Here is a 20,545-nt window from a genome sequence, read left to right on the forward strand (position 1 = left end):
CGGGCCGCGCCCTCCTGCGGTCACTCGACCGCAGGAGGCGGGTTCCGCGCAATGCCTTTCAGCGCAGCGCCGCTTCGACGTCCCGGGCCAGCGCCGCCGCTGTCACCGGCGACAACGGTTCGCCCTCGGCACCTGTGACGTAGAACGCGTCCACAGCGTTGGCACCCAGCGTGCTGACATGCGCGCTGCGCACCATGACTGCCGCGCTCTCCAGCGCACGCCCGATGCGGTGCAGCAGTCCCGGTGCGTCGTGTGCGCGCACCTCCAGCACTGTGGCCAGTTCCGAACTGCCCGGCGCCACCGTCACCCGCGGCGGCGGCGCCTGGGTGCGCCGCCGCGTCCCGCGGTACGCGGCCTCCCGTTCGGCGAGCCGGGACGGGATGTCGAGGGTGCCGTCCAGCGCGCGGACGAGATCGGCCCGCAGCCGTGCCGCCTGCGGCAGCGACCCGTACTCGGCGGCGACCCGCCACGTCAGCAGCAGCACGGAACCGCCCTCGGCGCCAGGGGCCTCGCCCTCGCTGCCCACGCCCTCGCTGCCCGCAGGTCCGCCCAGTACGCCGCCGGGCAGTTCCAGCAGTCGCAGATCCGCGGCGCGGACGGTCAGCCTGTGCAACGCCAGCACTCCGGCGACGCCGGGCAGTACGCCGGGCTGCTCCGGCAGCGCGATGAGCAGTTCGACACCGACGGGCTCGGGTGCCGCAGCACTGTCGTGCGGGTCCGCGCCACTGCTGAGCCCGCCGCCCTGTTCACCGTCCGGCAGCGCCTCGGAGCGCGCGTGCAGTGCGAGGACGGGTCCGCCTGTACGCCATGCCTCTATGGCGAGCCGTTCCGCCTCCGCCGTCGGCACGAAGGGCTCGGACTGTTCCTCCGGCGCCTCACCGGTCAGCACGGCGCCGACACGTTTGACGAGATCGGCGACCAGCGAGCCGCGCCACGCGGACCACGCGGCGGGCCCCGTCGCGAGGGCGTCGGCCTCGGTGAGCGCGTGCAGCAGCTCCAGCGTCTCCACCGTGCCCACCCGGTCGGCGACGGACCGTACGGTCGCCGGGTCGTCCAGATCGCGCCGGGTCGCCGTCTCGATGAGCAGCAGATGGTGCCGTACGAGCCGGGCCAGCACCTCGACGTCCGCCGCCTCGAAGCCGATCCGCGCCGCCATGTCGCGGGCGATGGTCTCCCCCGCGACCGAGTGGTCACCGGGCCAGCCCTTGCCGATGTCGTGCAGCAGCGCACCGACCAGCAGCAGGTCCGGCCGGTGCACCCGGCGTGCGAACGCCGAGGCACGCACGGCCGTTTCGACCAGATGCCGGTCGACCGTCCACAGGTGTACGGGGTTCCGCTGGGGCCGGCAGCGCACCCGCTCCCAGTCCGGGAGCAGCCGGTCGATCAGCCCCTCCGCCTCCAGCGCCTCCCACACCGGCACCGTCGACTCGCCGGCGCCGAGCAGCGTGACGAACTCCTCGCGCGCCTCGGACGGCCACGGCACCGGCAGGGCGCCCACCGTCTTCGCCAGCCTGCGCACGGCGGGCAGCCCGAGCGGCAGTCCGGCCTGTGCCGCGGCGGCGGCCGCGCGCAGCGGCAGCACGGGGTCACGCTCCGGCCGTGCCGTACGGGCCAGCGCCACCTCGCCCTCGTGCTCGACGACGCCCTCGGCGAGCGGGGTGCGTTCCTGCTGTGCGCCGGTGCCGCGTCCGCCTCCCAACAGGCCGCGCAGGCGCGGCCGTCCGGACCGCGCCCGCAGCACGCGTCCGACCTCGCGCCAGGTGACGTCACTGGCGTACGAGAGGGTGCGCGCCGCCTCGTACACGTGCCGCAGGAGCACGTCGCCGTCCAGCAGTCCGACTGCCTCGGCGACCTGGTCCTGGTCCTGCAGCGACAGCCGGTCTGTGGCCCGGCCGGTGGTCAGATGGAGCGCGTCCCGTACGTCCAGCAGTGCGGTCCTCGCCTCGGCGAGGCCCTCGCGCGGCGCGTCCGCGAGCCAGGACGCGGCGACGGCGCGCAGCGCTGTGGCGTCCCGCAGTCCGCCCCGTGCCTCCTTCAGATCGGGCTCCAGGAGGAACTGCAACTCGCCGTGCCGTTCGGCCCGTTCGGCAGCCATCTCGTGCAACTGCGGCAGCCGTTTGGGCGCCTGGGACCGCCAGTTCGCCAGCACGCCGGTGCGCAGGTCGGCGGTGAGCGCCTCGTCCCCCGCCACGTGGCGTGCGTCCAGCAGGCCGAGCTGCACCTTGAGGTCGTCCTCGGCCGTCTTGCGGGCCTCGGCCGGTGTCCGTACGGAGTGGTCGAGGGCGAGGCCCAGGTCCCACACCGGATACCAGACGCGGTCGGCCAGGGCGGCGATCTCGCCCCGCGAGGCGCTCCCGTCGTGCAGCAGGAGCAGGTCCAGGTCGCTGCGGGGCGACAGCTCTCCGCGCCCGTACCCGCCGACGGCGACCAGGGAGACGCCGTCGGGCTGCTGCCCGAACAGTCCGGCCAGCCAGTCGTCGGTGAGTCCGGCCAGCCCGGCACGGCGCGGCGGCCCGGACTGCGCCCCCTCGGTGAGGAGCTGCAGCCGGGCCGCCGCGTAGCCGCCGCTGGGTTCCGCCTCGGGTGACACATCCGTCGTCTCGGCCATCAGCGGTTCCCAACTCCGTTTCAGTTGTCGTCCGTTACAGCGCGTCCGGGCCGCGTTCGCCGGTACGGACACGGACCGCCGTCTCGACGGGCATGCTCCACACCTTGCCGTCGCCGATCTTGTTGGTCCTGGCGGCCTTGACCACCACCTCGATCAGCTCCTCGGCGTCCTCGTCCTCGGCGAGCACCTCGATCCGTACCTTCGGCACCAGATCGACGGTGTACTCCGCTCCCCTGTAGACCTCGGTGTGGCCGCGCTGCCGTCCGTAGCCGCTGGACTCGGTGACGGTGAGCCCCTGCACGCCGAACGCCTGCAGTGCTTCCTTCACTTCGTCGAGCCGGTGCGGCTTGATGACCGCGGTGATGAGCTTCATGCGTCCACCTTCTTGTCCTTCGAGGCCGCCGTCGGCCCGTCGTCCTTGTTGCCCGTCGCCGGCTTGGCAGTGCGGTGCGCGGCACCGGTGGAGCCGCCCACCGCGCTGAAGTCGTACGCGGTCTCCGCGTGGAACGCCTGGTCGACGCCGGAGACCTCGTCGTCCTCCTCGGCACGGAAGCCGATGGTGACCTGGATGAGCTTGGCGAGGATCCAGGAGACCACGAAGGAGAAGGCCATCACCGAGAAGGCGCCGATCGCCTGCTTGCCGAACTGGCTCAGGCCACCGCCGTCGACGGCGAGGAAGCCGACCAGCAGGGTGCCGATGACGCCGCCGACGAGGTGGACGCCGACCACGTCGAGCGAGTCGTCGAAGCCCAGCTTGTACTTGAGGCTGACGGCCCAGGAGCAGGCCACGCCGGCGACCAGGCCGATGAGGATCGCGCCCATGGGGCTGACGTCCGCGCCGGACGGGGTGATCGCGACCAGGCCCGCGATGGCGCCGGAGGCGGCACCGAGAGTGGTGAACGCGCCGTGCCGGACGCGTTCGTACACGAGCCAGCCGAGGATCGCCGCGCCGGTGGCGACCTGGGTGTTCACGGCCATGGTGGCGGCGGAGCCGTCGGCGGCCAGCGCCGAGCCGGCGTTGAAGCCGAACCAGCCGAACCACAGCAGACCGGCGCCCAGCACGACCAGCGGCAGGTTGTGCGGCCGCATCGGCTCCCGCTTGAAGCCGATCCGCTTGCCCACGACGAGCACGGCGGCCAGCGCGCCGATGCCGGCGTTGATGTGTACGGCCGTGCCGCCCGCGAAGTCGATGACCTCCAGGTCGAACAGCCAGCCGCCGTCGGCCCACACCCAGTGCGCGACCGGGAAGTAGACAATCGTCACCCACAGGGTGATGAACACTGCCCAGGCGCTGAACTTCACACGGTCCGCCAGCGCACCGCTCATCAGGGCGGGGGTCAGAATCGCGAACATCCCCTGGAAGAGGACGAAGGCGAGAACCGGAATGCCGCCCTTCTCGGTCAGCGACTCGGCATTGATGCCCTTGAGACCGATGTGGTCCAGGTTGCCGATCACGCCGCCGGTGTCAGGGCCGAAGGCCAGCGAATAGCCGTACAGCACCCAGAGGACGGAGACGATGCCCAGCGAGATGAAGGACATCATCAGCATGTTGAGCGCGCTCTTCACCCGGACCATGCCGCCGTAGAAGAAGGCGAGTCCAGGGGTCATCAACATGACCAGGAACGCGCTGATCAAAACGAATGCGGTATCCGCGCCGTTCAATGTGGACGTCTCCTCGAAGTAACGACCCGTGCGGGCAGGATCTGATGGGCCGGGATGAGCCACAGACTCCCCAATCCCCGTTTCCTTCGAAGACCCGCGATGTTTCGCCGCCGTGACGATGGCCGATGGGGTGTTACACCAGGATGAACCCCGATCCACTTTCGCGCCGCGACCGTTATTCTCGGCGCACAACGGTCAACAACCGGCAAAGCCGGACTCCCGCAGCGCTGCGGGCGGCACGGGAACCGGCCGCGACCCCACCCGGTTGACCTGGCATGGGGGAGCCGAGTCGGGCTGTCCGGGGTGGATGTCGCGGCCGGCGACTGCGCGGCGGCGGTGGGGGTCAGCCCGCCATCGCCGCCTCGTCCTGTGGCAGCTCGTCGGCAAGCCGCTCGCTGAGCCGCTCGACCTCCGCCACGTTCCCGAAGTCCTGCGCCACGTCCGCCGCCGTCTGCCGCAGCCGGGTGTTGACCCGCTCCGAGCGCAGCCGCTTCGCCACGTCCATGGCCTCCTCCGCGCGGCACGCGCAGTCCGCCGGCTCCTTCTGCAGCAGATGGACGCTGGCCATGCCGATCAGATTGAGCGCGTACGACCGCTGGTGGCCGCCGCCCTCCAGCTCCTCGGCCTCGCGGCGGAACAGCTCGACGGCCCGCTCCATCGCCGGCCGCGCCAGCGAGGCGTAGGCGGGGCTGCGCCCGGAGGAATACGCAAGATCGCGGTACGAGTGCGCGGTCTCCGCCTTCAGCTCGCCCTCGGAGAAGAAGCGGATCCAGTCCGGCTCCTGCGCGACGGCGTCCACGTCCTCGAAGGTCTCCTCGGCCATCCGCACCGCCCGCTTGCACTTGCCGGGCTGGCCCATGTTGGCGTACGCCCGGGCCTCCATGGCGTGCAGCATCGCCTGCGTCCGGGCGGTGGCGCTCTCCCTGCTGCCGTACTGCGCGAGGTGGACGAGCTCCAACGCGTCGTCCGGGCGCCCGAGATGGATCATCTGGCAGCCCATCTTGCTCAGCACGAACGAGCCCAGGGCCCTGTCCCCCGACTCCTTCGCCGCGTGCAGCGCCAGCACGAAGTACTTCTGCGCGGTCGGCTGCAGCCCCACGTCGTAGCTCATCCACCCGGCGAGCTCGGCCAGTTCGGCCGTGACCCGGAACAGCCGCCTGCCGACCGCCTCCGGGTGCGACTCCTGCAGCAGGTCCGTCACCTCGTGCAGCTGGCCCACCACGGCCTTGCGCCGCAGCCCTCCGCCGCACTGCGCGTCCCACTGCCGGAACATCACGGTGGTCTGCTCCAGCAGCTCCAGCTCCGGAACGGACAGCTTCGCGCCCCGCCGCGATCCGCCGCGCTGCATCGGCAGCACCATGGCGCCCTCGGCGCCGGGTGCCGCCTCGCCCGCTGCCGTCGGGGACGGCGCCAGCCAGCGCTGCATCGGCTCGATCAGCGCGGGCCCCGCGGACATCGACAGCGAGGTGCCGAGGAAGCCACGCCGGCCCAGCATCAGATCGCTGCGCGAGAAGTCGTTGATCATCGACACGGTCTGCGGTCCTGCCCACGGCAGGTCCACTCCGGAGGCCGCGGGGGACGGGCGGGCCGGACGCAGCCCCAGGTCCTCGACGGCGACGACACAGCCGAAGCGCTCGGAGAACAGCTCGGACAGGATGCGCGGGATGGGCTCGCGCGGCTGCTCACCGTCCAGCCAGCGGCGTACGCGCGAGGTGTCCGTGCTGATGTGGTGCGCACCGAGCTGCCGCGCCCTGCGGTTGACCTGGCGCGCCAGCTCGCCCTTCGACCAGCCGCTCCGCACGAACCACGAACTCAGCTGTTCGTTTGGGCGCTTGTCCGCCTCGCCCATCGCATAAGCCCCCATCCGGCTCGGTCGTCAGCGCTGCACGGCTGGATGCCTCCGGCATACCCGCGGCGCCGAACCTCACTCCGCGCTCTGTGCACCGAAAGTAATCCTACGATCACCGTTGCCGCGAGGGTGATTTCAGAAACGCCACCATTCGCCACCCCTTCGGATGAACTCCTTCGGGCGTGCACACGATTCACTGGTCCCAGCAACGCGCCGGTCGGGACGCCCCTGCACACCCGGACCCCGTCACCGTCCGCAGCGTCGTCGTAACCATCGGCACACGGGACCCGTTGGAGGGGGCATGGGCTTCACGATCGGCGCCATCGGCGGCCTCAGCGGAATCCGGGAGTTTCGTGAGCTTCGGCCGGGCTCCCGACGACGCAGCCGCGCCTCGGAGTACACGGCAGTGGCCGAGTACACCGGCCTGTGGGGCTGGCCGGTGGTGCCCGGCGCCCGCGCCGTCCGCTCCCCGCGCGGCGCGGGACGTCCGGTCTGCTCCTGCGGCGCCGCGTCCTGTCCGGCCCCCGGCGCGCACCCGCTGGACGCCGGCCCCGAGATCCCCGCGGGCGCCACTCTCGGTGACGTCACCGACGCCTGGTCCCAAGTGCCGGGCGCCTCGGCGCTGTTGCCCACCGGTCGGTCCTTCGACGTGATCGAGGTGGGCGAGGCGGCCGGTCACCGCGCGCTGGTCCGGCTGGAGCGGATGGGGCTGCCGCTCGGCCCCGTCGCCGTCACCCCGCACGGCCGCACCTGGTTCCTCGTGGCGCCGGGCGCCGCCGCCGAACTCCCCGAGCTGCTCTACCGGATGGGCTGGGACGACGCCCGCCTCGACCTCCGCGGTCTCGGGAAGGGCGAGCACATCACGGCCCCGCCCTCCGACCTCGCCGGCCTCGGCCCGGTCCGCTGGCTCCGCCCGCCCACGCTGGAGGCCGCGGAACACCCGCCGCACGCCCGCCTGTTGCTGGGCACCCTCGCCTACGTCAGCCACCGCTCCGCCGCGGCCTGACCCGTACGGCCCGGCGGCCGGTCGCACACAGCGCGGCGCCCCGCCCCCCGGAAGCCGGGGTGCGGGGCGCCGCGCTGCCGTATGCGTGCCGGTTCCGCAGCTCACGCCCCCTCGACCAGGGCGTCGACGAACGCCTCCGGTTCGAACGGGGCCAGGTCGTCCGCTCCCTCGCCGAGCCCGACGAGCTTGACGGGCACACCCAGTTCGCGCTGTACGGAGACGACGATGCCGCCCTTCGCGGTGCCGTCCAGCTTGGTGAGCACGATGCCGGTGATGTCCACGACCTCGGCGAACACCCGCGCCTGCACCAGGCCGTTCTGACCGGTCGTGGCGTCCAGGACGAGCAGCACCTCGTCGACCGGGCCCTGCTTCTCGACGACCCGCTTCACCTTGCCGAGCTCGTCCATCAGGCCGGTCTTGGTGTGCAGCCGCCCCGCGGTGTCGATGAGCACGACGTCCGCGTTCGCGTCGGTGCCCTTCTTCACGGCGTCGAACGCGACGGAGGCCGGGTCGCCCTCCTCCGGTCCGCGGACCGTGTGGGCGCCGACCCGGTCGCCCCAGGTCTGGAGCTGGTCGACGGCGGCGGCGCGGAACGTGTCGGCCGCGCCGAGCACCACCGACTTGCCGTCGGCGACCAGTACGCGGGCGAGCTTGCCGGTGGTCGTGGTCTTGCCGGTGCCGTTGACGCCGACGACGAGCACCACGCCGGGGCGGTCCACGCCGCCCTGGGTCTCGGTGTGCACCGTACGGTCCAGGTCCGGGCCGACCAGGGTGAGCAGTTCCTCGCGGAGCAGCGCCCGCAGGTCCTCGGGCGTACGGGTGCCGAGCACCTTCACCCGCTCCCGCAGCCGCTCGACCAGCTCCTGGGTGGGGGCCACGCCGACGTCCGCGGTGAGCAGCGTGTCCTCGATCTCCTCCCAGGTGTCCTCGTCGAGGTGCTCGCGCGAGAGCAGCGTGAGCAGCCCCTTGCCGAGGGAGTTCTGCGAGCGCGAGAGGCGCGCGCGCAGTTTGACGAGCCGTCCGGCGGACGGCTCGGGCGTTTCGATGGCGGGTGCGGCCGGGACGGCGGGGGCCTCGGCCTCCGTGCCGGCTTCGGCCTCCGGCAGAACGACCTCTTCGATCCCTCTGCGGGGGGCTTCGGGCTCGGCGTCCGCCTCTTCGCCCACATGCGGTTCGACGGGAGGTGCCGTGGTGGTCTCCGCAGCGGGCTGCTCCTTCTCGACGGCCTTCTTCTTGCGGCCGTTGATGACGAGCCCGCTGATCGCGCCCAGCGCGACCACGGCGATGACTACAACAAGGATGACGATTTCCATAGCCCGTCCAGTATCCGCCACCGTCAACTGTTTCCCGCCACCCCTCACCCGCTCGGTCTGTCCTGCCGTACGGACGGCGCCGGCCGGATACGCCGCTGCCCCGGTCCGCGGGTGCGGGCCGGGGCAGCGTCCGTTGCCGAGAAGAGGGGCAGCGGGGTTTTAGCCCATCTCCTCCAACGCCTTGCCCTTCGGTTCCGGAACCCACTTGAGCAGGAACGGGATCGAGAGCACGGCGAAGATCGTGTAGATCACGTAGGTCACGGACAGGTTCCACTCCGAGAGGCTCGGGAAGCTGGCCGTGATGGCCCAGTTGGCGATCCACTGGGCGGAGGCGGCGATGCCGAGCGCGGCGGCACGGATCCGGCTGGGGAAGATCTCACCGAGCAGCACCCAGACGACGACGCCCCACGAGGCGGCGAAGAACAGCGTGAAGGTGTGCGCGCCGATCAGCGCCACCAGGCCCTGCAGATCGGGCAGGTGGACGGCGTCGCCGGAGCCGGTCTTGGCGGAGAAGGCCCAGGCGACGGCGGCGAGCGAGACCGCCATGCCGGCGGAGCCGACGTACACGAGCGGCTTGCGGCCCACGCGGTCGACGAGGGCCATCGCGATGACGGTGCCGATGATGTTCACGATCGAGGTCGTGAAGGAGTAGAGGAACGAGCTCTCCGGGTTGATGCCCACGGACTGCCACAGCGTCGCCGAGTAGTAGAAGACGACGTTGATGCCGACGAGCTGCTGGAAGAGCGAGAGCCCGATGCCGATCCAGACGATCGGCAGGAAGCCGAAGCGGCCGCCGAGCAGGTCCCGGAAGGAGGACTTGTGCTCGCTCTGCATCGCGTCGCGGATGCCGGCGATCCGGCTCTCGATGGGCGCGTCCTTGCCCTCGACGCGGATCAGCACCTGCCGGGCCTTCTCCTCGCGGCCCGCCGACATCAGGAACCGCGGGGACTCCGGGATGATCAGGGAGAGCAGGAAGTACGCGAAGGCGGGGACCACCATGATGCCGAGCATCCACTGCCAGGCCTCGATGCCCAGGATCTCGCCGCGCTGGTCGCCGCCCGCGAGGTTCAGGATGCCGAAGTTCACCAGCTGGGAGACGGCGATGCCGAGCACGATCGCGCCCTGCTGGAAGGACGCCAGCCGTCCGCGGTACGCGGGCGGTGAGACCTCGGCGATGTAGGCCGGGCCGATCACCGAGGCCATGCCGATCGCGATGCCGCCGAGGACGCGCCACAGGGCGAGGTCCCAGAGGGCGAAGGGCAGTGCGGAACCGACGGCGCTGACGATGAAGATGATGGCCGCGATCTTCATGACGAGAACCCGGCCGAGGCGGTCGGCTATCCGGCCGGCGACGGCCGCGCCTATCGCGCTGCCGATCAGGGCGGCCGCGATGACCTGTGCGAGCAGCGCCGATCCCACGTCGAACTTGCCGCGGATGGCCTCGACCGCACCGTTGATCACTGAGCTGTCATAGCCGAAAAGAAAGCCGCCCATCGCGGCGGAAGCGGTAATGAAGACGACGCGGCCGAGGGGAGCCTGATGCTCTCCGGAGCCGGGCTGCGCCACCTGCGCTGTGCTGGTCAAGGTGCTCTCCTGCGGTGCCCGGCGCCTCTGCCGGACTCGGGTACGTCACCTTCCAGTGGCACACGGCAACGCGCCCCACCAGTTGAAGGTAAAAGTGACGTTGCAGAGACTATGCCTTCAAGTTTCTAAGTCAATACCCCAGAAGGCATCTCTTGCCGGCGAATGTCACGGGCCCGGATTCAAGGCGTGAAGCGCGGGGTTCAGCTGAGCCGCTGACTGATCACCTTGGAGACACCGTCGCCCTGCATGGAGACGCCGTACAGCGCGTCGGCGACCTCCATGGTGCGTTTCTGATGGGTGATCACAATCAGCTGGGAGCTGTCCTTCAGCTCCTCCATGATCCGGATCAGCCGCTGCAGATTGGTGTCGTCCAGCGCCGCCTCGACCTCGTCCATCACATAGAACGGGCTGGGCCTGGCCTTGAAGATGGAGACCAGCAGCGCCACCGCGGTCAGCGACCGCTCGCCGCCGGACAGCAGCGAGAGCCGCTTGACCTTCTTGCCGGGCGGGCGCGCCTCGACGTCGACCCCGGTGCTCAGCATGTCGTCCGGGTCGGTCAGCACGAGCCGGCCCTCGCCGCCCGGGAAGAGCCGCGCGAAGACGCCTTCGAATTCGCGCGCCGTGTCGTGATACGCCTCCGTGAAGACCTGTTCGACGCGCTCGTCCACTTCCTTCACCACTTGAAGGAGATCAGCGCGCGTCTTCTTCAGATCCTCCAGCTGCTCGCTCAGGAACTGATGGCGCTCCTCCAGCGCCGCGTACTCCTCCAGCGCCAGCGGGTTGATCTTGCCGAGCTTCTGGTACGCGCGCTCCGCGGCCTTCAGCCGCTTCTCCTGCTCCGCCCGGACGAAGGCCACCGGCAGGTTCCGCGGATGCTCCGGGGCCTCCGGGAGCTCCTCGCCCTCCGCGGGTGGCGACGGCGGTACGGGCTGGTCGGGGCCGTAGTCCCGGACCAGACCCGCGGGCTCGACGCCGAGCTCCTCCAGCGCCCTGGTCTCCAACTGCTCGATGCGCAGCCGCTTCTCGGCGCCGAGGACCTCGCCCTTGTGCACCGAGTCGGTGAGCTTGTCCCGCTCGTCCTTCAGCTCCCGGCCCGCGTTGCGCTCGACCGTCAGGGCCTGCTCCCGCTCGGCCCTGTCCTGCTCGGCGGTCTCCCGCTCCTGCTGCGCCCGTACGAGGGAGACCTCGATGTGCGCCAGCAGCTGCCGCGCGCCGGACGCCACCGCACCGGCGACCTCGGCCTCGTACCGCATCCGGGTACGCCGTTCCTCCGCGCGCGCCCGCGCCTCGCGCTCGGCGCGCGCCGCGCGGTCCATCGAATCCGCGCGCCCGGCCAGGGACTTGACCCGTTCCTCGTGCGTACGCACCTGGAGCCGGGCCTCCATCTCCGTCTGCCGCGCGTTGGCGCCGTCCGCGGAGAGCCGGTCCCGTACGGAGGTGTCCGGTTCGGCGTCCTCGTCCTCCTGGGCCTCCTCCGCGACGGCGAGCCGTTCGGCCAGCTCCTCCGCCTCGGCGGTGGCCCGCTCCAGGGACTCCTCCGCCTTGGCGACGGCGGCGGCGGACCGTTCCGCCTCGTCCTCGGCGCCGCGGGCCTGGCCGCCCAGCCGGCCCAGCTGCCCCGCGATGCGGGACTTCTCCTTGTCCGCCGCGCTCCGCCGGGTCTCCAGCTCCCCGGCGCGCGCGGCGCATTCGGCCCGCCGCTCCTTGGCGGCCTCCTGCGCCGCGGCGAGCTCCTCGCAGCGCGTCTCCAGTTCGGCGAGCTCGGCCGCCGCCTCGTCGACGGCGGCCTGTGCCTCCAGCATGCTCGGCGCCCCGGCGGAACCGCCCTGCGCGAAGTGCGGCCCGAGCAGGTCCCCCTCCTCGGTGACGGCGGTCAGCGCGGGCTCCCTGGCGATCAGTTGCTGGGCGTCCTCCAGCGTCCCCACGACCACGACGTCCCGCAGCAGCCACCGGACGGCGGGCATCAGCGTCTCCGGACCCCGTACGAGATCCGCCGCGCGGGGCTCGCCACCGGGACCGGTCTCCGTACGGGGAGCCGGCCCGGGTCCGGGGGGCCCGGTCTCCGGGGCGCCGAGCAGCAGCGCGGCCCGGCCCGAGTCGTGCTTGCGCAGCAGCCGGAGGGCGTCGGCGGCGGAAGCGGCGTCGGAGACGGCGACCGCGTCGGCCGCGGCACCCAGGGCCGCGGCCACCGGGACCTCGAACCCCGGGGAGACGGTGAGCAGTTCGGCCGCCGGGCCGAGCAGCCCGCTCAGCCGGTCGGTCGCCGCGAGCAGCGCGCCGGAACCGTCCTTGCGGCGCAGGCCGAGCGCGAGCGCGTCGTGCCGGGCCGAGGTGGCGGCACGTTCCCGTTCGGCGGCCGTCAGAGCGTCGCGGGCGGTGCCCAGCGCGGTCTCGGCCTCCGCCAGTCCGTGCTTCGCCGCCTCGTGCTGCTCTGCCAACTCCGTGTCGTCCGCTTCCAGGCCGTCGACCTCGGCCTTGAGCGTCTCGTACTCCTGCCGGGCCGCGGCCGCCCGCTCCTGCGCCTCGCCCCGGGCCGCCGCGAGCCGGTCGATCTCCGACTGGGCCGAAGCGGCCCTGCTGCGGGCCGCGTTGACCTGGCCGTGCAGCCGGGCCAGTCCTTCGCGCCGGTCGGCGAGGGCACGGGCGGCGTCCTTGAGCCGGCGCTCCTCGTCCTGCAACTGCCGTTCCAGGTCGGCCCGGTGCGAGACCGTGTCGTCGAGGGCGCGGGACGCCGCCTCCAGCGCGGCCTCCAGCTCCGCCTCCTGCTCCCGGACCCGGGCGGCCTCCCGCTCCAGCTCCTCGGGGTCGCGGCCGCGTCGCTCCTCCTCGGGCGCCGCGCTCGCGTGCTGCACACGCTGGTCGGCGAGCCCGATGGTGCCGCGCACCCGCTCGGCGAGCTGGGAGAGCTCCATCCAGGTCTGCTGCGCCCGTTCCAGACGGGGCGTCAGCGTCCGTACCTGCTGCTCCAGATCGGCCTCGCGGCGCTGCGCCTCCTTCAGCCGCGCCTCCACGGCCTCCTTGCGCTCCTTCAGCGCGGCCTCGTCGGCGACCTCCGCCTTCAGCGCCTCCCGCAGCGTGACCAGATCGTCGGCGAGCAGCCGCAGCCGCGCGTCCCGCAGATCCGCCTGGATCACCTGTGCCCGGCGCGCGACCGCCGCCTGCCGCCCCAGCGGCTTGAGCTGACGCCGCAGTTCGTCGGTGAGGTCCTGTACGCGGGAGAGGTTGGCCTGCATCGCGTCCAGCTTCCGCAGCGCCTTCTCCTTGCGCTTGCGGTGCTTGAGGACGCCCGCGGCCTCCTCGATGAAGGCGCGCCGGCCGGCCGGGTCGGCGTGCAGTACGCCGTCGAGCTGGCCCTGGCCGACGATGACGTGCATCTCCCGGCCGATACCGGAGTCGGACAGCAGTTCCTGGATGTCCAGCAGCCGGCACGTGTCGCCGTTGATCTGGTATTCACTGCCGCCGTTGCGGAACATGATCCGCGTGATGGTGACTTCGGCGTAGTCGATGGGCAGCGCGCCGTCGGCGTTGTCGATGGTGAGCGACACCTCGGCGCGGCCCAGCGGCGGACGGCCGGTCGTGCCGGCGAAGATGACGTCCTCCATCTTGCCGCCGCGCAGCGACTTGGCCCCCTGCTCGCCCATGACCCACGACAGGGCGTCCACGACATTGGACTTGCCCGAGCCGTTGGGACCGACGACACAGGTGATCCCGGGCTCGAAGCGCAGCGTCGTGGCGGAGGCGAAGGACTTGAAACCCCGCACTGTCAGGCTCTTGAGGTGCACGCCGTCGGACTCTAGTCCACGGACCGCCGCGAAGCGGTGTCCGGCCGGGTTACCGCACGCCGGAATGTCCCTCGCGGTTTCACTGTACGAAGAGGGGGGCACATCAGTCGGTAACAAGGACAACCGAAGGACCGTCAGATACCGGAACCGCCCGAAAAACGACGAAGGGACGCCGTAGCGTCCCTCGCAGGTTTGCTTTGCGGTTGGGGTACGTTGCTACCCGACCGACCTCGGGGGTCGGTCAGGTGAGCGCGGGCTCCGCACTGGATACGTCAATACCTTCGAGCACCGGGTCGTTGTGCCGGACTGCGGCGGCAAGAGCGTCGTTTTCGGCCTGAACCCGAACGATCTCGGATTCGAGGTCCTGAACACGCTGCTGAAGCCGTCGCATCTCGGCGAGGACTCGGGGGTCGGAGCCGCCGACGTAACCGAGAAGCGCCTTTGCCATGATCGATGGTCCTCCACACTGAGTGACCGACCAGTTCGTGGTGGGTCGTGAGGGAATCGCACCCGTGTCAGCTCTGCACGTTTTTATCAGGGTCAAACAGCTAAGGTGCGCGGGGCTTCCAGAGTCTCACCAAAAGGGGGGCCGGTCAACACGATCACACCCCACGACCGCGGGCGGCCTTCGCCTCTACGGTGTCCTGCACCGGAGGAGCGGCCCGCGGGGGCGCTTTGATCTTCTGCGACGAGCTGTTGCGGCAGCCTTGCACGGCAGGCCGCGAAAGGCAACCGGTTCAGATCACCTGATCGCGAAGCCGTCGTAGCCGCCCCGCGGGGAGTCCCAGATTTCGGTGACACCGGAGACGCTGCCAGGCGTGTCGCCGTTGCGCAGCCACTCCAGCAGCTCCTCGCAGCCCGTCCGCGGACCCTCGGCGACCACCTGGACGCGGCCGTCCCCGAGGTTCAGCGCGAAGCCGTCGAGGGTGCCGATCCGCAGCGCGTTGGCCCGGGTGAACCAGCGGAATCCGACGCCCTGCACCTGCCCCCGCACCCAGGCGGTCATCCGGGCCCCGTCGTCGTGCGCGCCGGTCCCGTCGGAAGTCTCAGTACTCGCAGCCATGCCACGCACGGTATCCGGACATTTCTTCGGCAGGCACATCCGCCCCGGCCGTCATGCCGTACAGTCCCGCACCAATAAGCCTCACTCGTACGGGTAACGACCGCTCAGGATCCCGTCGTGTGCGGCCTCAACTGACCGCCGAGCAGGGTGAGGACAGCAGAGATGGGCCGCCATCGACGCGTTACCGAAGCTCCCGTTCACGACGGCGCGGGGGGCCTCGGCCGGCATCGCGGGGCGCGGCCGAAACGGGCCGTGGTTCCGGTGCGCACCGGCCTGCTCGGGGCCTCCGCCGCGATGGCGGTGGGGGTCGTGACGGTCGCCTCCGGGCTGATACCCGGCCTCGGCTCGGGGTTCGATCTCGCGCCGGGCCAGGGCAGCGGGCCCGTACGGGCCGACGGGTCCGGGGAACGGGTGACACCGTCGGACGTCTCCCCCGTACCGACCGGCCGCGGGTCCGAGGAGGCGAGCCGGGACCAGGACCGGACACTGCTCCCCCGTCCGTCCTCCTCCGCGGGCAAGCCGTCGGAGTCCTCCGGCGGGGACGCGTCGGGGAAGCCCTCCGCGCCGCGGAAGCCGGGAGCTTCGCAGGGCGGGAACGGCAAGGGTGACGGCGGGCAGCGGGACGGGGCACGGGACACCGGGGACGGCCGGGACAAGAGCGGCCGGCGCACCGGGAACGGGAACGGCTCCGGGGCCGCGGCGGGCGGGGAACGCGCCGCCGAGAACAAGGTGTTGACGCTGGTGAACCAGGAACGCGCCGAGGCGGGCTGCCCGCGGGTGCGGCCGGACTCCGGACTGCGGGACCTGGCCGAGGAGTTCAGCGAGGACATGGCCGTCCGCGGCTTCTTCGCGCACGTCTCCCCCGACGGCGACAGCCCGTGGCAGCGTGCCGACCGGGCGGGCATCTCCGACCTGGGCGGCGAGAACATCGCCCGCGGCCAGGCCGACGCGCAGTCGGTGATGGAGTCGTGGATGGGCAGCCCCGGCCACAAGGCGAACATCCTCAACTGCGAATACCGCACGATGGGCGTCGGCGCACACTTCGGTGCGGGCGGCCCGTGGTGGACTCAGGAGTTCGGCTTCTGAACTCCGGCTCCGCGGGCGGCGGTTGACGCCGGGCGCGGGGCGCGCTGGCAGCGGGGGCAGAAGTAGCTGGAGCGGTTCATCCAGGGGCGGCGGCGCATCGGCGTACCGCAGCGGCGGCAGGGCTCGTCCTCCCGCCCGTAGGCGTCCAGCGAGCGGTCGAAGTAGCCGGATTCGCCGTTCACGTTCACGTAGAGGCTGTCGAAGCTGGTGCCGCCGACGGCGAGTGCGGCGTTCATCACGTCCCGGATGTGGCCGAGGAGTTCGGCCGTGCGCGGGCGGGTGAGGGTCGCCGTCGGACGGTCGTAGTGCAGCCTGGCGCGCCACAGCGCCTCGTCCGCGTAGATGTTGCCGACGCCGCTGATCAGGGACTGGTCGAGCAGGGCCCGCTTGACGGTCGTACGGCGGTGGCGCAGCGCGAGATGGAACGCGGCCTCGTCGAAGGCCGGGTCCAGCGGGTCGCGGGCGATGTGCGCGATGACGTCGGGGACGCCCTCGGGGGTGTCCGGGTGCAGCGAGAGGCCGCCGAAGGTGCGCTGGTCGACGAAGCGGAGCTCGCCGTCGGCGGGGTCGGTGAAGGTGACCCGGACCCGGAGGTGCTTCTCGTCCGGCGCGGCGGCGGGCTGGATCAGCAGCTGGCCGCTCATGCCCAGGTGGGCGAGGACGGAGCTGCCCGTGTCACCGAGCGGGAGCCAGAGGTACTTGCCGCGGCGGTGCGGGGTGCCGATGGTGTGGCCGCGGAGCCGGTCGGCGAAGTCCTCCGGACCCGCGGAGTGCCGGCGTACGGCGCGGGGGTGCAGCACGGCGACATCTGCGATCTCGCGGTGTGCGGCCCAGCGGGCGAGGCCGAGTCGGACGGACTCGACCTCGGGGAGCTCGGGCATGTGTCCTTCCGGAGACGTCGGCCGCGCGGGGGCGCGGGGCCCTTCGGGGCTGCGCCCCGGGACCCTGCGGCCGGGGCTGCGCCCCGGACCCCGTTGCGTGCGGGGGCGCTTGCCGCTTGGGGTGCGGTCCTGTGTGCCCGCCCGTTCCGCCCCTCGGGCGGACCGATCGCCCACACTCCGTGGGGCGATCGGTCCGGCGGGGATTACTTTTCGGCGGGGGTGCGGATGGCGTGCCAGGCGGTTTCGGCCGCCTGCTGCTCCGCTTCCTTCTTGCTGCGGCCGGTGCCGGTGCCGTACGCGACACCACCGACGCGGGCAGCAGCCGTGAAGGTCTTCTCGTGGTCGGGGCCGGTCTCACTGACCACGTACTCGGGCACACCGAGTCCCTCGGCCGCGGTGAGTTCCTGGAGGCTGGTCTTCCAGTCCAGGCCGGCACCGAGGTTCGAGGACCTGTCGATCAGCGGGTCGAAGAGACGGTGCACGAGTTCGCTCGCCGCGTCCAGACCCTGGTCGAGATAGACCGCGCCGATGACGGCCTCCAGCGTGTCCGCGAGGATCGAGGCCTTGCCACGGCCGCCGGTTCCTTCTTCTCCCCGTCCGAGACGGATGAAGGCACCGAGTTCGAGTCCGCGCGCGACCTCCGCGAGAGCACGGGAGTTGACGACCGCCGCGCGCAGCTTCGCCAGCTGCCCCTCGGGGAGGTCGGGGTGTACGCGGTACAGCGTGTCCGTGACGACGAGGCCGAGGACCGAGTCGCCGAGGAACTCGAGGCGTTCGTTGGTGGGCAGCCCGCCGTTCTCGTACGCGTACGAGCGGTGTGTCAGCGCACGCACCAGAAGGGCGGACTCGAGTTGGTACCCGAGCCGCCCTTCCAAGAGCGTGAGCGACGAGGCCTTGTCCACCAGATCCGCCGAGGACGCCTGCTTGGGCGAGGGCGCTTCTGACATGGAGCCTGTCACCAGCCGATCAGACCTCGAGGACCTGACGCTTGTTGTAGGTGCCGCAGCTCGGGCACGCGATGTGCTGCTGCCTCGGCTCCTGGCAGCGCTCGCACGTCACCAGGGTGGGGACCGCAGCCTTCCACTGCGACCGGCGGTGGCGCGTGTTGCTGCGCGACATCTTCCGCTTCGGAACAGCCACGGCTACTTCTCCTGTGAGTCATCCCCGACGGTGCGGGGCACGTTGTCCTTCTCGCCGTCCTTCATGGTTTCGGCGAGTTCCTGCAGTGCCGCCCACCGGATGTCGACGGCCTCATCATGCTGGTGGTCCGGGTCGTCCCCGAGACGCGCGCCACACTCGGCGCACAGTCCCGGGCAGTCCTCCCGGCACACCGGCTGCAGCGGCAGTGCGAGCACCACCGCGTCCCGCAGCACGGGTTCGAGGTCGAACAGATCGTCCTCGAGGTAGAGGGTGTCCTCCTCCTCGGCGTCGTCGCCGGCCTCCGCGGGCTTGCGCTCACGGCTCCGGTCGTCGGCGTCGGGGTAGGAGAACATCTCCTGGAAGTCCGTCTCGATTTCCTCCGAGAACGGCTCCAGACACCTTACGCACTCCCCCTTGAGCGGCACACGGGCGGTGCCCGTAACGAGCACACCTTCCATGACCGACTCCTGGCGGAGGTCGATTTCCAGTTCCGCGCCGTCCGGCACCCCGATGAACTCCACGCTCATGTCCCCCGGTGAGGGCACCGTGCGGGACAGCCGCTTCATCGCACCAGGACGCCGGCCCAGCTCGCGTGTATCGAACACGAGAGGGGAGCGGTGGTCGAGGGGGGCGTTCAGGGCTTCCTGCTTTCTACGTGGATTCGCTGTCCGGTCCATTGCGCTTCCGGGCAGCCGTCATCGCGGGCATACGCGTGACCGAAGAGCCAGGATACTGGACGTCCCGCCGTGTACCCAATCCGGCACCGGCGGACCGTGCGGGCATCTCAGCGGGACGGTCCGTACCCCTGCTCGTAGCGCCGGACCTCATCGAGATCGATCATGCTCGTGTCGAAGAGGCTGGTCTCGTCGAGCTGCGGCTGCGGCGGCTGCTGGGGGTGGGGCTGCTGGTACTGGCCGAAGTCCTGCGGGGGCGGCTGCTGTGCGAAGTACGGGTCCTGCGGGGCGGGTTCGTAGTACGCCGCCTGCTGCTGGTAGAGGTACGGGTCCTGCGCGTAGTAGGCGTCCTGGGGCTGCGGCGGCAGCTGCTGCCCGTACGGATCGACGCCCGCGGCCATCGGCTCGTACACCGGCTGCTGCGGCATCTGGCCCGGCATCTGCTCCGGCATCGGCGGCGGCGCGAACTGCGGGTCCGGCTGCTGCTGCACGGGCTCCGGCGGGGCCTGGAACTCCTGGGGCTGCGGCGCGTAGGTCTCCGGGGGCTGCTGCGGGGCGTACGGCGTGGTCGCCAGGCCCGCCAGGAAGTCGGCGTCGCTGGTGTGCACCGGGGCGTCGTCGGAGCTGTTCAGGTGCTCGGCGAGCTCGTCCGACGGCTGCTGCCCGAGCAGCTTCTGCCGGCCGCGGCCGACCGCCTCCAGGGTCTTGGACAGCACGGCCGCGACGGAGCCGAGCCGGCCGTCCACGTACGCGTCGGCGCGCTCACGCAGCTCCCGCGGGTCGGTGGTGCGTTCCGGCGCGTCCTCCGCGTACTCGGCGTTCCACTCCTCGGCGCCGGGTCCCGCGCCGAGCAGCTTCTCCCGGCCGCGCTCGACCGAGCCGATGGTCTTGCTCAGCACGACCTCGAAGTTGGCGAGCTTGCTGTCGACGTAGTCGTCGGCCTCCGCGCGGACCTCCTCGGCCTCCTGGCGGGCCTTCGCCAGGATCCGGTCGGCCTCCTCCTGGGCGCTGCGGGCGATCTCCGTGCCGGAAACCAGCGAACCGCGCTCGGACTGGGCGGACTCGATGATGCGCTGGGCCTCTTCCTGCGCCTCGGCGACCATCTGCTCCCGGCCGCCGAGCAGTTCCTGCGCCTGGGCGAGCGAACCGGGCAGCGCCTCGCGCACCTCACCGAGCATGGCGAGCAGTTCGGCCCGGTTCACCACGCAGGAGGCCGACATGGGCATCGAGCGGGCGCCGTCGACGGCTGCCACGATCTCGTCGAGTTTCTGCTGTACGTCCACGGGGGCGACTGTACGGCCCGAGGGCGCGGAGCCGACACCGGAAGCGGGAAGCCGTACCCGCACGGCAGTTGCCTGCCGGCCGGGCCGTGCGTCCGTGCCGGGCCGTCAGTCCTGGCCGAGCCGTTCGGAGAGCGCCGCGTGCACCTGCTCGGGCACCAGGTGGGAGACGTCGCCGCCCCAGGTGGCGACCTCCTTGACCAGGCTGGAGGAGAGGAAGCTGTAGGTGGGGTTGGTCGGCACGAAGAGCGTCTCGACGCCGGAGAGGCCGTTGTTCATCTGGGCCATCTGCAGCTCGTAGTCGAAGTCGCTGACGGCGCGCAGGCCCTTGACGATCGCGGGGATGTCCCGCTCCTTGCAGAAGTCGACGAGCAGCCCGTGGAAGGCCTCGACCTCGACGTTCCCGAAGCTCGCCGTGACCTCGCGGATGAGGCCGATGCGCTCCTCGACGGAGAACAGGCCCTGCTTCGATTTATTGATCATGACGGCGACATGCACGACGTCATAGAGCTTGGAAGCGCGGGCGATGATGTCGACGTGCCCGTTGGTGATGGGATCGAAGGACCCCGGACAGACTGCGCGGCGCACTGGCGTTTCCTCGCTCTCCGGACGATCGG

16 protein-coding genes and 1 pseudogene are annotated in these 20,545 nt (G+C 71.4%); 2 read left to right on the top strand and 15 right to left on the bottom strand.

Annotated features, from left to right (window positions below; all coding sequences use genetic code 11):
• Positions 1 to 58 precede the first annotated feature (58 nt).
• The 4 genes from AC3AGO_RS11425 to nsdA form a co-directional block, all read right to left on the bottom strand.
• Positions 59 to 2,608, bottom strand: a complete 2,550-nt coding sequence (locus tag AC3AGO_RS11425) for a [protein-PII] uridylyltransferase (protein WP_487820052.1) — start codon at positions 2,606 to 2,608, stop codon at positions 59 to 61.
• Between the two features lie 34 nt (positions 2,609 to 2,642).
• Positions 2,643 to 2,981 carry a P-II family nitrogen regulator gene (locus tag AC3AGO_RS11430; RefSeq protein WP_487820053.1) on the bottom strand — a complete coding sequence of 113 codons (339 nt, stop codon included), beginning with the start codon at positions 2,979 to 2,981 and terminating at the stop codon, positions 2,643 to 2,645.
• Positions 2,978 to 4,270, bottom strand: a complete 1,293-nt coding sequence (locus AC3AGO_RS11435; protein ID WP_487820054.1) for an ammonium transporter — start codon at positions 4,268 to 4,270, stop codon at positions 2,978 to 2,980. The genes AC3AGO_RS11430 and AC3AGO_RS11435 overlap by 4 nt, the downstream gene beginning before the upstream one ends.
• Before the next feature lie 343 nt (positions 4,271 to 4,613).
• Positions 4,614 to 6,119, bottom strand: coding sequence for a transcriptional repressor NsdA (gene nsdA, locus AC3AGO_RS11440; protein ID WP_487820055.1), 1,506 nt, complete (start codon positions 6,117 to 6,119; stop codon positions 4,614 to 4,616).
• A gap of 301 nt (positions 6,120 to 6,420) precedes the next feature.
• Here nsdA and AC3AGO_RS11445 point away from each other — a divergent pair, with 301 nt between their 5' ends.
• Positions 6,421 to 7,125 (top strand): bifunctional DNA primase/polymerase, encoded by a 705-nt coding sequence (locus tag AC3AGO_RS11445; protein ID WP_487820056.1) that lies wholly within the window; start codon positions 6,421 to 6,423, stop codon positions 7,123 to 7,125.
• A gap of 101 nt (positions 7,126 to 7,226) precedes the next feature.
• On the opposite strand, the gene ftsY is transcribed toward AC3AGO_RS11445, so the two are convergent.
• From ftsY to AC3AGO_RS11470, 5 genes are all read right to left on the bottom strand, one after another.
• Entirely contained in the window at positions 7,227 to 8,438 is a 1,212-nt protein-coding gene (gene ftsY / locus AC3AGO_RS11450; RefSeq protein ID WP_487820057.1) for a signal recognition particle-docking protein FtsY, read from the bottom strand.
• Positions 8,439 to 8,597: 159 nt separating this feature from the next.
• Positions 8,598 to 10,022: a sugar porter family MFS transporter gene (locus tag AC3AGO_RS11455; RefSeq protein ID WP_487820058.1), complete on the bottom strand. Its 1,425-nt coding sequence runs from the start codon at positions 10,020 to 10,022 to the stop codon at positions 8,598 to 8,600.
• Positions 10,023 to 10,222: 200 nt separating this feature from the next.
• A complete protein-coding gene (gene smc / locus AC3AGO_RS11460; RefSeq protein WP_487820059.1) occupies positions 10,223 to 13,804 on the bottom strand; it encodes a chromosome segregation protein SMC in 3,582 nt (1,193 codons plus the stop codon).
• Positions 13,805 to 14,045: 241 nt separating this feature from the next.
• The gene (locus AC3AGO_RS11465; protein WP_487820060.1) at positions 14,046 to 14,252 is read right to left on the bottom strand and encodes a hypothetical protein; all 207 of its coding nucleotides are present in this window, start codon (positions 14,250 to 14,252) and stop codon (positions 14,046 to 14,048) included.
• 294 nt (positions 14,253 to 14,546) lie between these two features.
• Positions 14,547 to 14,867 carry an acylphosphatase gene (locus AC3AGO_RS11470; RefSeq protein ID WP_487820061.1) on the bottom strand — a complete coding sequence of 107 codons (321 nt, stop codon included), beginning with the start codon at positions 14,865 to 14,867 and terminating at the stop codon, positions 14,547 to 14,549.
• Positions 14,868 to 15,128: 261 nt separating this feature from the next.
• Here AC3AGO_RS11470 and AC3AGO_RS11475 point away from each other — a divergent pair, with 261 nt between their 5' ends.
• Entirely contained in the window at positions 15,129 to 15,953 is an 825-nt protein-coding gene (locus AC3AGO_RS11475) for a CAP domain-containing protein (RefSeq protein ID WP_487820062.1), read from the top strand.
• On the opposite strand, the gene mutM is transcribed toward AC3AGO_RS11475, so the two are convergent.
• From mutM to coaD, 6 genes and pseudogenes are all read right to left on the bottom strand, one after another.
• Complete coding sequence (gene mutM / locus AC3AGO_RS11480; protein ID WP_487820063.1) at positions 15,935 to 16,834, bottom strand: bifunctional DNA-formamidopyrimidine glycosylase/DNA-(apurinic or apyrimidinic site) lyase; 900 nt, start codon at positions 16,832 to 16,834, stop codon at positions 15,935 to 15,937. The two genes, AC3AGO_RS11475 and mutM, sit on opposite strands and share 19 nt — an antisense overlap.
• Before the next feature lie 206 nt (positions 16,835 to 17,040).
• Positions 17,041 to 17,781: pseudogene (rnc, locus tag AC3AGO_RS11485) on the bottom strand (ribonuclease III); the annotation flags it as partial.
• Between the two features lie 19 nt (positions 17,782 to 17,800).
• Positions 17,801 to 17,974, bottom strand: a complete 174-nt coding sequence (gene rpmF / locus AC3AGO_RS11490) for a 50S ribosomal protein L32 (protein ID WP_143649538.1) — start codon at positions 17,972 to 17,974, stop codon at positions 17,801 to 17,803.
• A 2-nt stretch (positions 17,975 to 17,976) separates the two neighbouring features.
• Positions 17,977 to 18,651 carry a YceD family protein gene (locus AC3AGO_RS11495; protein ID WP_487820064.1) on the bottom strand — a complete coding sequence of 225 codons (675 nt, stop codon included), beginning with the start codon at positions 18,649 to 18,651 and terminating at the stop codon, positions 17,977 to 17,979.
• 107 nt (positions 18,652 to 18,758) lie between these two features.
• Positions 18,759 to 19,931 carry a cell division initiation protein gene (locus tag AC3AGO_RS11500; protein ID WP_487820065.1) on the bottom strand — a complete coding sequence of 391 codons (1,173 nt, stop codon included), beginning with the start codon at positions 19,929 to 19,931 and terminating at the stop codon, positions 18,759 to 18,761.
• A 105-nt stretch (positions 19,932 to 20,036) separates the two neighbouring features.
• Positions 20,037 to 20,516, bottom strand: coding sequence for a pantetheine-phosphate adenylyltransferase (coaD, locus tag AC3AGO_RS11505; protein ID WP_487824619.1), 480 nt, complete (start codon positions 20,514 to 20,516; stop codon positions 20,037 to 20,039).
• Positions 20,517 to 20,545 lie beyond the last annotated feature (29 nt).

Source organism: Streptomyces sp. BL1, from assembly GCF_057628045.1.